Genomic DNA, 11569 nt, shown 5'->3' on the forward strand with positions numbered 1-11569 from the left:
TTCACGCTGGGCACGCATGGGTGACGGCAGGACGCGGCGCACCACGCCGCCGCAACGACAGCAGCGCGACGAAGCGGACGGGTCGCACGCCGACGGGCAGTTCGACCTGTTCGGCGCGCCGCCCGACGACGCACGCGCAGCGGCTGCGCCCTTCGACGATGACCACCCAGCCGGTGCCGGCGAACGCGTGACGCCTGGCGAGCACGATGCCGCGCAACCGGCAAAGTCGCCTGCGCGCGCGGGCCGTGCGTCGCCCCGCCGCCCTTCCTCCGATCAGGAACCGGAACCGTCCCCCGCCTCAGGCCTGCTGTGGGACGAACCGTTGCCGCCTGCCACGCCGCCGAAGAAGGGCCGGCGCCAGCGCGGCGTGCCGCCCGCACCGGTTTCCGCGGAAGTCGCCGACGTGGCGGCCGCCCTGCCGCCGAATGTGCGGCTCGGCACGTCGTCATGGTATTTCCCCGGCTGGGACGGCATCGTCTACGACGGCGATTTCGCGCAGACGAAGCTGTCGCGCGAGGGGCTCGAAGCGTACGGCGCGCATCCGCTGCTGAAGAGCGTGAGCCTCGACCGCTCGTTCTACGGCCCGCTGTCGGTGGCCGACTACCTGCGCTACGCGCAGCAGGTGCCGGACGACTTCCGCTTCGTCGTGAAGGCGCCGGCGTCCGTCACCGATGCGGTCGTGCGCGGCCGGCGCGGCGAACCGTCGGGCCCGAACCCGACCTTTCTCGACGCGCAGCTGGCCACCCGCGAATTCGTGCAGCCGTGCATCGAAGGGCTTGGCAAGAAAGCCGGCGTGCTGGTGTTCCAGTTTTCGCCGATGCCCGATCAGCTGCTCGTCGAACCGGCCGCGCTGATCGACCGGCTGTCGGCGTTCTTCGCGGCGCTGCCGCCGCTGCCGCCAGATGCCGACGGCACGCGCTACGCGATCGAGATCCGCGACGCGTGCCTGCTCACGCCGCGCTTCATCCGCGCGCTCGCGGCGCTCGGCGTGCGCTACTGCGTCGGCCTGCATGCGCGGATGCCCGACCCGCTGCGCCAGGCGGCCGCGCTCGCGCTGCTCGACGGCAACGCGCCGGGCCCGCTGATCGTGCGCTGGAGCCTGCATGGCGGATTCAAGTACGAACAGGCGAAGGCGAAGTACGAGCCGTTCGACAAGCTCGTCGACGAGGATCCGGCCACGCGCTCGGCGCTGGCCGAGCTGGCCGCGCGCTACGCGCTGGCCGGACAGCCGGTGATCATCACGATCAATAACAAGGCGGAAGGTTCCGCGCCGCTGTCGTGCGTCGCGCTCGCGCGCGAGATCGCCGCCGCGTGCGCGCAGTGGCGCAGCGAGGCGGCGTAGGGTTCGGCGGCGGCCCCGCAGTAGGAGCGCCGCCTGCTGGCTTGCCGGCCGATTACGCGCCGCGCAGCGACTTCAGCCGGTGCGAGAACTTCTGACGGAATTTCGCGAGCTTCGGCCCGATCACGACCGAGCAGTAGCCCTGCCCCGGATTGCGCGCGTAATAGTTCTGGTGATAGTCCTCGGCCGGCCAGTAGTTGTCGTTGAGCGGCACGACCTGCGTGACGATCGGCTGCCCGAACACCTGCTCGCGCTCCAGTTCGCGGATCACGTCCAGCGCGATGTCGCGCTGCTCGTCCGAATGCGTGAACACGACCGAACGGTACTGCGTGCCGACGTCGTTGCCCTGCCGGTTCAGCTGGGTCGGATCGTGCGTCGCGAAGAAGATCTCGAGGATCTCGCGATAACCGATGCGCGCCGGATCGAACGTCACGTTCACGACCTCCGCGTGACCGGTGTCGCCTTCGCACACGTCGCGATAGCCGGGATTGCGCATGTGGCCGCCCGCATAGCCCGACTGGACGGCCGTCACACCGTCGACATCGAGAAACACGGCCTCCGTGCACCAGAAGCACCCACCACCCACGGTCGCGGTTTCAAGCATCTCGTTCACCATGAAATCATCACCTCGTTGATAGCGGCGACCGCACGCATGCGCGCGCCGGCGCCGCCGGTCCGTATCGCCGCTGCCCGGTTGCCCGGCGCGAAGCGGCACGCGTTCAAGTATCTCACTCGCGCGCGAATCAGGCAGAAACGCGCGCGTGCCACGCACCACCCGCGGTGCGTTTCTCGACTACACTTAGGCACGCTTGCCCGCGACGGCACACCGTCCCGGCTGCACGCAGTGCCCGATGCATGCCCGTCCCGATGCCAACATCATCCGCCGGAACATCGATATGCACGCCCCGACAGAAGTCGTCCGGATTGCAGCTCCGACCACCGGTGCCCCGCGCGCCGGCACTTCCATCGCACCATTGCGCCGCCATGCGTCTATCGCGCCCGTTGCGCCGCACGCGCGGCGAGCCGGTGCACCGCGTTTCCCCGCTGTCCCGATCTGATGCACCGCACCGCGCGTCCTGCCACGCGTTCGGCCGCCGGTGCATGCGCATTACGCAACTGTTCGACCCGCACGTCCGCAACGAACGGCCGTGCGCCCGTGATCCGATACAACCGAGAGAGGCATTACGATGAGCATGCGGCCTGACCCGACATTTCACGCTTCGCCGGAACTCGCGATGCAGGCGCCGGCGGAAGAGTTCGCCTATACATTGTTGCTGAGCCCCGATTTTTCCAGACCCGACGCGCTCGCCGTGATCGACGTGAGGCCCGGTTCCTCGACCTACGGCAAGATCGTGCACACGGTGACGATGCCGAACACCGGCGACGAGTTTCACCACTTCGGCTGGAATGCGTGTTCGTCGTCGCTGTCGCCGCTGACCGGCCACGCGTTTCTCGAGCGCCGCTTCCTGATCATCCCCGGTCTGCGCTCGTCGCGGATCTACGTGATCGACACGAAGCCGCACCCGACGCAGGCGCGCATCCACAAGATCATCGAACCCGACGAGATCTTCGCGAAGACCGGCTATTCGCGGCCGCATACGGTCCACTGCGGCCCCGAGGGCATCTACGTGAGCACGCTCGGCGGCGCGGGCAAGGACGGCACCGACGGCGCGCCCGGCATCTTCATCATGGACTGCGAGACCTTCGACGTGCTCGGCCGCTGGGAAATCGACCGCGGCCCGCAGGACAAGCATTACGACTTCTGGTGGAACCTGCCGCGCGACTACATGGTGTCGAGCGAATGGGCGCTGCCGCCGCAGTTCGAGAACGGCATCGTGCCGGAAGACCTGCTCGCGAACCGCTACGGCCACCGCCTGCATTTCTGGGACCTGCGCGCGCGGCGCAACGTGCAGACGATCGATCTCGGTGCGCAGCACCAGATGGCGCTGGAGGTGCGGCCCGCGCACGATCCGGTGCGCGAATACGGGTTCGTCGGCGTCGTGGTCGATACGACCAACCTGGAAGGGTCGATCTGGACCTGGTGGCGCGAGGACGGCCAGTTCCATGTGAAGAAGACCGCGACGATCCCGCCCGAGCCGGCCGCGGCCGACGAGCTGCCGCCGCTGCTGCAGGGGTTCGGCGCGGTGCCGCCGCTCGTGACCGACATCGACCTGTCGCTCGACGACCGCTTCCTGTACGTGTCGTGCTGGGGCACGGGCGAAATGCGCCAGTACGACGTGTCGGATCCGCATCACCCGGTGCTCGCGGGGTCGGTGCGCATCGGCGGCATCGTGCGCCGCGCGCCGCATACGAACGGCCGCGCGTTCGCGGGCGGCCCGCAGATGGTCGAGATCAGCCGTGACGGCCGGCGCGTGTACTGGACCAACTCGCTCTACTCGACGTGGGACGACCAGTTCTATCCGGACGGCGTGCCGGCCGCGCAGGTGCTCGCGCATGTGGGGCCGCAGGGCGGACTGACGCTCGCCGACGACTACTGGGTCGAGTTCCCCGACGGCTATCGCGCGCACCAGATCCGGCTCGAGGGCGGCGACTGCTCGACGGACTCGTTCTGCTATCCGTCGGTCAAGCGTTGAGCACCGGCCTCTCCGCACCGCTCGCGCTGTGGGCGGCCGTGCTCGCGAGCGGCGTCTATCACGGACTCAACCCGGCGATGGGCTGGCCGCTCGCGGTGTCGAACGCGCTGATGACGCGCCGCGGCGGCGCGCTGGTCGCGGCGCTCGGCTATCTCGCGCTCGGCCATGCGCTCGCTGTCTTCATGGTGATGCTGCCGTTCGGGCTGCTCGCCGCGTTGCTCGCGTGGCAGTCGGTGATCCGGATCGGCGCGAGCGCGCTCGTGATCGGCTTCGGCGCGGTGCTGCTGATCCGGCGGCGCCATCCGCGCGCGCTTGCGCGGATCGCGCCCGCGCGGCTCGGGCTATGGTCGTTCGCGATCGCGCTCGCGCACGGCGCGGGACTGATGCTGGTGCCGATCTATCTCGGGCTCTGCGGGCTCGACCGGGATGCCGGCCATCGCGCGGCGGCCACGCTCATCGATGCGCATCTCGGGATGGCCCTCGTGGTCGCGGCCGTGCACGCAGCCGCGATGATCGGCGCGGGCGGCGTGCTCGCGTGGCTCGTGTACCGCTATCTCGGGCTGAAGTTCGTCGCGCGGAGCTGGTTCAACCTCGACGCGGTGTGGGCGTCGAGCCTGATCCTGACGGGCGCGCTGTCGCTCGGGCTGGCGGCGGCGCGCTAGCACCGCCGCACGGCGCGGCCGCAGATCACGCGCAGTAAAACGCGACAGAACGGCCGTTCCCTGTCGATCGCGGCACCGTGCGACAGTGTTCGCTACCTCACGTTCACCTCACGCTCACGCCGCAATGCGCCGTGCGCACGGGCCCGGCGGTCGCGATTCCGCTAAAATCCGACCATGCGCACCCCTTCCCAACCGATCACCCCGGCCTTGTCGCCTTTCGTCCGCCGCGCCCGTTGCATCCGCCGCGCGCCGCGCCCGTCCGTTTCGTTCCGGATGGCCGCCCGATGAACCATGCCAACCCGCCGGACTTCGATTCGGCCGCATTCCGCCAGGCGCTCGGCCAGTTCGCGACGGGCGTCACCGTCATCACGACGCAGGCGCCGTCCGGGCAATTGATCGGCATCACCGCAAGCTCGTTCAACTCGGTGTCGCTCGATCCGCCGCTCGTGCTGTGGAGCCTCGCGCACAAATCGGCGTCGACGCCGGTGTTCCGCAGCAACAGCCATTACGTGGTGAACGTGCTCGCAGCCTCGCAGATCGACCTGTGCAAGCGCTTCTCGACCTACAAGGGCGACCGCTTCGAAGGCATCGCGCACGTGGCCGGCAACTCGGGCATGCCGGTGCTCGACGGTGCGCTCGCGTGGTTCGAATGCCACAACCGCAGCCGCTACGACGAAGGCGATCACGTGATCTTCGTCGGCGAAGTGGAACGCTGCGGCGTGCGCGCGGTGTCGGATACCACGCCGCCGCTCGTGTTCCACGGCGGCGGTTTCCACGGCCTCACACCGCTTTGATCGCCCCGGTGCGCGCCAATCCGACCGGCGCGCCCGCTTCGTCCTTCAGCGTCTGCAGCACGATGTTCGAACGGATGTCCATCACGCCCGGCGCCTTGTAGAGCCGGTTCAGCACGAAATCCGAATAGTGCTTGAGGTTGTGCGCGAGCACGCGCAGCAGATAGTGGCTCTCGCCCGTCACGACGAACGCGCCGACCACCTCCGGCCATTCGCGCAGCGCTTCCGCGAAGCGCTCGTGCCATTGATTCTCTTCGTTGCGCATCGACACCTGCACGAACGCCTCGAGCTCGAAGCCGAGCTTCTCGCGGCTCAGGCACGCGCGATAGTGTTCGATGACGCCCTGCTCCTCGAGCAGGCGCATCCGGCGTAAGCAAGCCGACGGCGAAAGCGAGATGCGTTCGGCCAGGTCGAGATTGCTGATTCTGCCCTCCTCCTGCAGTACCGCGAGAATCCTGCAGTCGGTGGCGTCGAGCGTGATCGCATGCATTTTTGGTCCCCCTTTTCCCTCTCATTCGAATTATCTGCCAATTCGGCGGATTGTCCATGTTTATTTCGCAAGCACTTTCTGCGAGCGTCCACCTATCATTCGAAGGATCGATTCACCGATTCGTCATGCCATGGACACACTCTGGGACATCTCGCCGCCCGTCAGCCCCGCCACCCCCGTGTGGCCGGGCGATACGCCCGTTTCCGTCGAACGCGTGTGGCGGATGGAGGCCGGCTCGCCGGTCAACGTCGCGCGCCTGACGCTGTCGCCGCATACGGGCGCGCACTGCGACGCGCCGCTCCACTATGACGCCGACGGCGCGCCGATCGGCGCGGTGCCGCTCGATACCTATCTCGGCCCGTGCCGCGTCATCCACTGCATCGGCGCAGCGCCGGTCGTGCGCCCGGCCGACATCGAGGCCGCGCTCGACGGCGTGCCGCCGCGCGTGCTGCTGCGCACCTATGCGCGCGCCAGCGTCGAGCAATGGGACAGCGGCTTCTGCGCGGTCGCGCCCGAGACCGTCGACCTGCTCGCCGCGCGCGGCGTGAAGCTGATCGGCATCGACACGCCGTCGCTCGACCCGCAGGAATCCAAGACCATGGATGCGCATCATCGCGTGCGCGCACACCGGATGGCGATCCTGGAAGGGATCGTGCTCGACGACGTGCCGCCCGGCGACTACGAGCTGATCGCGCTGCCGCTGAAGTTCGCGACGCTCGACGCAAGCCCCGTGCGTGCGGTGCTGCGCGCGCTGCCCGGCCACTCCTCCTGATTACCCGACCCACTGACCCGACATCATGATCAAGACCCGTGAAGACGCGCTCGCCCTCGACCGCGACGACCCGCTCGCCGCGCTGCGCGACCAGTTCGCGCTGCCCGACGGCGTGATCTATCTCGACGGCAACTCGCTCGGCGCACAGCCGCGCGCGTCGGCCGCCCGCGCGCAACAGGTGATCGGCGCCGAATGGGGCGAAGGCCTGATCCGCAGCTGGAACACCGCCGGCTGGTTCGCGCTGCCGCGCCGCCTCGGCGACAAGCTCGCGACGCTGATCGGCGGCGCACCGGGCGAGACCGTCGTGACCGACACCATCTCGATCAACCTGTTCAAGCTGCTGTCGGCGATGCTGCGTCACCAGGCCGCGCGCGCGCCGGAGCGCCGCGTGATCGTGTCGGAGCGCTCGAACTTCCCGACCGACCTGTACATCGCGCAAGGGCTGATCGAGCAGCTCGGCGGCGGCTACGAGCTGCGCCTGATCGACGATCCGGCCGACCTGCCCGACGCGCTCGGCGCGGACACGGCCGTCGCGATGATCACGCACGTGAACTACCGCACCGGCTACATGCACGACATGCCGGCCGTCACGCAGCTCGTGCACGACGCGGGCGCGCTGATGCTGTGGGATCTCGCGCACTCGGCCGGCGCGGTGCCGGTCGACCTGAACGGCGCGCATGCGGACGGCGCGGTCGGTTGCACGTACAAGTACCTGAACGGCGGCCCCGGTTCGCCGGCGTTCGTGTGGGTGCCGCAGCGCCATCACGCGCATTTCTCGCAGCCGCTGTCGGGCTGGTGGGGCCACCGCGCACCGTTCGCGATGCAGCCGGGCTTCGCGCCCGATCCGGGCATCGCGCGCTTCCTGTGCGGCACGCAGCCGATCGTGTCGATGTCGATGGTCGAATGCGGGCTCGACGTGTTCCTGCAGACCGACATGCACGCGATCCGCCGCAAGTCGCTCGCGCTCACCGATGCGTTCATCGCACTCGTCGAAGCACGCTGCGCGGGCCTGTCGCTGAAACTCGTCACGCCGCGCGCGCATCACCAGCGCGGCTCGCAGGCGAGCTTCGAGCATCCGCACGGCTACGAGGTGATGCAGGCGCTGATCGCGCGCGGCGTGATCGGCGACTACCGCGAGCCGTACGTGCTGCGCTTCGGCTTCACGCCGCTCTATACGCGCTTCGCCGACGTGTGGGATGCCGTCGAGACGCTGCGCGACATCCTGGCCACCGATGCGTGGAAGGCACCCGAGTTCGCCGAGCGCGGCGCGGTGACCTGATCGGCGTCGACCGGCGCGCGCAGGCCGCGCGCCGCGCCCCCCGTCATTCAAATCTGGAGAGAGTCGTGAATTCTGGTCATATGCAGCCACCCGGCGACAATGCGCCGGCGGGCTGCCCGTTCTCGGGCGCACGCGCGGCCCAACCCGCTCATGAAGCGCCGCACGTGCCGGGCGACGCGGCAGGCGAAGCCGGCTGGCACGACGCGCAGCTCGATTTCTCGAAGTCGATGAGCTACGGCGACTATCTGTCGCTGAATTCGATCCTCGACGCGCAGCATCCGCTGTCGCCCGATCACAACGAGATGCTGTTCATCATCCAGCATCAGACGAGCGAGCTGTGGATGAAGCTCGCGCTGTTCGAGCTGCGCGGCGCGCTCGACGCAGTGCGTGGCGACGCGCTGCCGCCCGCATTCAAGATGCTCGCACGCGTGTCGCGGATCCTCGAGCAGCTCGTGCAGGCGTGGAACGTGCTGTCGACGATGACGCCGTCCGAGTATTCGGCGATGCGGCCGTATCTCGGCCAGTCGTCGGGCTTCCAGTCGTACCAGTACCGGCAGCTCGAATTCCTGCTCGGCAACAAGAACGTGCAGATGCTGCAGCCGCATGCGCACCGGCCCGACATCCTCGAGCAGGTGCGCGCGACGCTCGAGGCGCCGTCGTTCTACGACGAGGTCGTGCGCCTGCTCGCGCGGCGCGGTTTCCCGATCGCGCCCGAGCGGCTCGAGCGCGACTGGACGCAGCCGATGCGTCACGACGAAACGGTCGAGGCCGCGTGGCTCGAGGTCTACCGTCACCCGCAGCAGCACTGGGAGCTGTACGAGATGGCCGAGGAACTCGTCGATCTCGAGGATGCGTTCCGCCAGTGGCGCTTCCGTCACGTGACGACCGTCGAGCGCATCATCGGCTTCAAGCAGGGCACCGGCGGCACGAGCGGCGCGCCGTATCTGCGCAAAATGCTCGACGTCGTGCTGTTCCCCGAGCTCTGGCACGTGCGCACCACGCTGTAACGCACCGCATGCGCCCGCGCGTCACGACGACGTGCGGGCCAGCTCCTCCCCGTCGCGCGGCAACGCCCGTTCGCGCGCGAACCGCGGAATGTGACGCCGCATCGCGAGCAGTGCGACGCACACCACGCCCATCGCGACGGCCAGCATCGTCAGGTACGCCGTCGCGCCGCCCGCGGTGATCACGATCGCGCCCGCGAACGCGCTGAGGATCGCGCCGAGCCGGCCGAATGCGAGCGCGCTCGCGGTGCCGGTCGCACGTACCGCCGTCGGATAGATGTACGCGCACAGCGCATACATCGTCGACTGCACCGCGTTGACGAACAAACCGTGCAGGCCGAGCCCGACGATCAGCCAGCCCGTGTGGCGTCCCGCATCGATACCCATCAGCCAGATCGCGCTCGCCACGCCGCCGATGCTGCACAGCGCGAGCGGCCAGCGCGAACCGGCATGCGTGATCGCCCATGCGCACAGCAGCGCGCCGATCACGCCGCCGAGGTTGTACGCGGTCAATCCCGAGCCCGCGACCGACACGCTCAGCCCGCTCGCGGCCAGCATCGTCGGCAGCCAGCTGAATGCTGCATACACGGCGAGCAGGCACATGAAGAATGCGCACCACAGCGCGATCGTGTCGCGCGCCTGATGGCCGGCGAACAATGCGCCGAACCCGCCGCGCGCGCCGGGTGCGCGTGCGTCGCGCAGATCGGTGAACACGGTGCCCGGCGCGACCGGCCGCTGCATGCGCGCGAGCAGCGCGCCGAGTTCCGGCCAGCGCGCCGGGCGGCGCGCCAGATAGCGCGGCGATTCGGGCAGTGCGCGCAGCAGCACGAAACCGAGCACGAGCGGCAGCGCGCCGCCGGCGAAGAACAGCCCGCGCCAGCCATAGCGCGGCAGCACCTCGTGCGCGAACAGTCCGGCCAGCATGCCGCCGAGCGGCACGCAAACGATCGTCGCCGTCACCATCATCGTGCGGCGCCGCGCGGGCGTGTATTCGGCCGTCATCGTCGTGGCGGTCGGCAGCGCGCCGCCGATCCCGAGCCCCGCGCAGAAGCGCAGCAGCGCGATCGTCGCGACATCCGGCGCGAAGCCGATCGCGCAGGTCGCGACGCCGAACAGGAACACGCTGCCGATCACGGCCTGGCGGCGGCCGAAACGATCCGCGACGATCCCCGCGCATGCGCTGCCGATACCCATGCCGATCAGCCCGGCGGCCACCGCCGGCGCGAATGCGCCGCGCGTGATCCCCCATTCGCGGATCAGCACCGGAATCGCGAAGCCGATCAACTGGCCGTCGAAGCCGTCGAGCACGATCGCGAGCGCGGCGAGCAGCACCACGCAACGCTGCATCGTCGTGAACGGCCCGTCGTCGAGGGTCGCGCCGATGTCGACGGCCGGCGGCTGCACTCCGTCGTGCGTGCTCATGCGACCTCCCGGCTGCCGCGCATCGGCGGCAAGGTGCGCGAACGGCGCGTGGCAAGACAACGGTATTCGATGCGTTTCATGGCGTCTCCTGTTGCCCGGGCTGACGCGGCTGCGCGTGCCCCGGATCTCGTGCTTCGCGGCCGGTCGATGTCGATGCATCGGCGCCGGCATCCTGTTCAATCTGCGCCGATCCGGCGGGCATCGCGTCACGCGGCGCGCGCGTATCGTCGTGCGGCGCCAGCCGGCCGCCGGCCCGATGCTCAGTCGAGCTGCGCGTCGATCAGCCGGACCAGCGCGAGCAGCGTCTCGACGTGCGGCACCGCGACGCCCGTCTCGCGCGCGGCCGCGACGACCTGACCGTTGATCGCGCCGATCTCCGTGCGGCGGCCCGCGAGCACGTCCTGCAGCATCGACGGCCGATGGCCGCGATGCTCGCCAATCGCATGCTCGACATTGCGCGCGATACGCTCGCCGTCCACGGCGATGCCTTTCGCGCGCGCGACGGCCGCCGTCTCCGCCGCGATCGCGAGCGCGAGCCGCGGACCTTCGGGATCGCGGCCGAGCTGGTCGACCGTGCAGCCCGTCGCCGCGCACAGCGTGTTGAGCGCCGCATTGAACGCGACCTTCTCCCAGATCGCGGCCCAGACGTCCGCATCGAGCGAACACGCGAGCCCGGCGCGCGACAGCGCGTCGGCCACGGCCGCCGCGAACGGGCGCGGCGCGCCGTCCGCCGTCATCATGCGGATCGTGCCGGCACCGTGCGAGCGCACGTGCCCGGCGCCCGCGAAGTCGGCCGGCCACGTCGTGACGCCGACCAGAATGCGCTCGAGCGGCACGAACGCGTTCAGCGCCTCGACGTTGCCGAGACCGTTCTGCAGCGTCAGCACCGATGTTCGCGGCGTCAGCAATGCGCGCACGCCTTCGAGTGCCGCGCATGTGTGCAGCGATTTCGTGAACACGATCAGCAAGTCGAACGGGGCATCGGGCGCGGCGCCTGCCGCCGCATTCGCGGCTTCCGGCCGCACGGCCTGCAGCGTGCGGATGCGGCGTTCGCCGCGATCGTCGTCGATGCGCAACCCGTCGCGACGGATCGCATCGAGATGCGCGTCGTTCACGTCGATCAGCGTCACGGCTTCGCCGTGCTCGGCCAGCCGCGCGCCGAACAGCGAACCCATCGCGCCGGCACCCAGAATCGCAATCCTCATAGTCGGTTGCC

The 11569-nt window shown here is 69.4% G+C and carries 11 protein-coding genes; 7 read left to right on the forward strand and 4 right to left on the reverse strand.

The genetic code is table 11. The annotated features are described in order from the left end of the window. The first annotated feature begins 16 nt into the window (after positions 1 to 16). Positions 17 to 1342 carry a DUF72 domain-containing protein gene (locus tag ACP26O_RS13220; RefSeq protein ID WP_175665453.1) on the forward strand — a complete coding sequence of 442 codons (1326 nt, stop codon included), beginning with the start codon at positions 17 to 19 and terminating at the stop codon, positions 1340 to 1342. A 52-nt stretch (positions 1343 to 1394) separates the two neighbouring features. On the opposite strand, the gene msrA is transcribed toward ACP26O_RS13220, so the two are convergent. Next, positions 1395 to 1955 (reverse strand): peptide-methionine (S)-S-oxide reductase MsrA, encoded by a 561-nt coding sequence (gene msrA / locus ACP26O_RS13225; RefSeq protein WP_175660319.1) that lies wholly within the window; start codon positions 1953 to 1955, stop codon positions 1395 to 1397. Between the two features lie 571 nt (positions 1956 to 2526). Here msrA and ACP26O_RS13230 point away from each other — a divergent pair. From ACP26O_RS13230 to ACP26O_RS13240, 3 genes are all read left to right on the forward strand, one after another. Next, complete coding sequence (locus ACP26O_RS13230) at positions 2527 to 3933, forward strand: selenium-binding family protein (protein ID WP_175665452.1); 1407 nt, start codon at positions 2527 to 2529, stop codon at positions 3931 to 3933. Beyond that, positions 3930 to 4595, forward strand: a complete 666-nt coding sequence (locus ACP26O_RS13235) for a hypothetical protein (RefSeq protein WP_175665451.1) — start codon at positions 3930 to 3932, stop codon at positions 4593 to 4595. The genes ACP26O_RS13230 and ACP26O_RS13235 overlap by 4 nt, the downstream gene beginning before the upstream one ends. Before the next feature lie 284 nt (positions 4596 to 4879). Further along, a complete protein-coding gene (locus tag ACP26O_RS13240) occupies positions 4880 to 5389 on the forward strand; it encodes a flavin reductase family protein (RefSeq protein WP_006761047.1) in 510 nt (169 codons plus the stop codon). Here ACP26O_RS13240 and ACP26O_RS13245 read toward each other — a convergent pair. Continuing rightward, on the reverse strand, positions 5376 to 5876 hold the full coding sequence (locus tag ACP26O_RS13245) for an Lrp/AsnC family transcriptional regulator (protein ID WP_006477992.1): 501 nt from the start codon (positions 5874 to 5876) through the stop codon (positions 5376 to 5378). The genes ACP26O_RS13240 and ACP26O_RS13245 overlap by 14 nt on opposite strands. Before the next feature lie 130 nt (positions 5877 to 6006). Between ACP26O_RS13245 and kynB the strand changes: the two genes are divergently transcribed. The 3 genes from kynB (at position 6007) to kynA (ending at position 8934) form a co-directional block, all read left to right on the forward strand. Then, entirely contained in the window at positions 6007 to 6648 is a 642-nt protein-coding gene (gene kynB / locus ACP26O_RS13250; protein ID WP_175665450.1) for an arylformamidase, read from the forward strand. 25 nt (positions 6649 to 6673) lie between these two features. Beyond that, positions 6674 to 7927 carry a kynureninase gene (gene kynU / locus ACP26O_RS13255; protein WP_425100791.1) on the forward strand — a complete coding sequence of 418 codons (1254 nt, stop codon included), beginning with the start codon at positions 6674 to 6676 and terminating at the stop codon, positions 7925 to 7927. A gap of 80 nt (positions 7928 to 8007) precedes the next feature. Then, on the forward strand, positions 8008 to 8934 hold the full coding sequence (gene kynA, locus ACP26O_RS13260) for a tryptophan 2,3-dioxygenase (RefSeq protein WP_034177043.1): 927 nt from the start codon (positions 8008 to 8010) through the stop codon (positions 8932 to 8934). 21 nt (positions 8935 to 8955) lie between these two features. On the opposite strand, the gene ACP26O_RS13265 is transcribed toward kynA, so the two are convergent. Together ACP26O_RS13265 and ACP26O_RS13270 are read right to left on the reverse strand one after the other, a co-directional pair. Continuing rightward, a complete protein-coding gene (locus ACP26O_RS13265) occupies positions 8956 to 10353 on the reverse strand; it encodes an MFS transporter (protein ID WP_175665449.1) in 1398 nt (465 codons plus the stop codon). A gap of 260 nt (positions 10354 to 10613) precedes the next feature. Beyond that, positions 10614 to 11558, reverse strand: coding sequence for a ketopantoate reductase family protein (locus tag ACP26O_RS13270; protein WP_175665448.1), 945 nt, complete (start codon positions 11556 to 11558; stop codon positions 10614 to 10616). Positions 11559 to 11569: the final 11 nt, after the last annotated feature.

The organism is Burkholderia sp. R-40, from assembly GCF_049942845.1.
GTDB classification, from domain to species: Bacteria; Pseudomonadota; Gammaproteobacteria; order Burkholderiales; family Burkholderiaceae; genus Burkholderia; species Burkholderia ambifaria.

Excerpts from the sequence above, each read along its gene's own strand:
- ACP26O_RS13220 (WP_175665453.1), top strand. The coding sequence starts at position 17 with ATGGGTGACGGCAGGACGCGGCGCACCACGCCGCCGCAACGACAGCAG.
- msrA (WP_175660319.1), bottom strand. The coding sequence starts at position 1,955 with ATGGTGAACGAGATGCTTGAAACCGCGACCGTGGGTGGTGGGTGCTTC.
- ACP26O_RS13230 (WP_175665452.1), top strand. The coding sequence starts at position 2,527 with ATGAGCATGCGGCCTGACCCGACATTTCACGCTTCGCCGGAACTCGCG.
- ACP26O_RS13240 (WP_006761047.1), top strand. The coding sequence starts at position 4,880 with ATGAACCATGCCAACCCGCCGGACTTCGATTCGGCCGCATTCCGCCAG.
- ACP26O_RS13245 (WP_006477992.1), bottom strand. The coding sequence starts at position 5,876 with ATGCATGCGATCACGCTCGACGCCACCGACTGCAGGATTCTCGCGGTA.
- kynB (WP_175665450.1), top strand. The coding sequence starts at position 6,007 with ATGGACACACTCTGGGACATCTCGCCGCCCGTCAGCCCCGCCACCCCC.
- kynU (WP_425100791.1), top strand. The coding sequence starts at position 6,674 with ATGATCAAGACCCGTGAAGACGCGCTCGCCCTCGACCGCGACGACCCG.
- kynA (WP_034177043.1), top strand. The coding sequence starts at position 8,008 with ATGCAGCCACCCGGCGACAATGCGCCGGCGGGCTGCCCGTTCTCGGGC.
- ACP26O_RS13265 (WP_175665449.1), bottom strand. The coding sequence starts at position 10,353 with ATGAGCACGCACGACGGAGTGCAGCCGCCGGCCGTCGACATCGGCGCG.
- ACP26O_RS13270 (WP_175665448.1), bottom strand. The coding sequence starts at position 11,558 with ATGAGGATTGCGATTCTGGGTGCCGGCGCGATGGGTTCGCTGTTCGGC.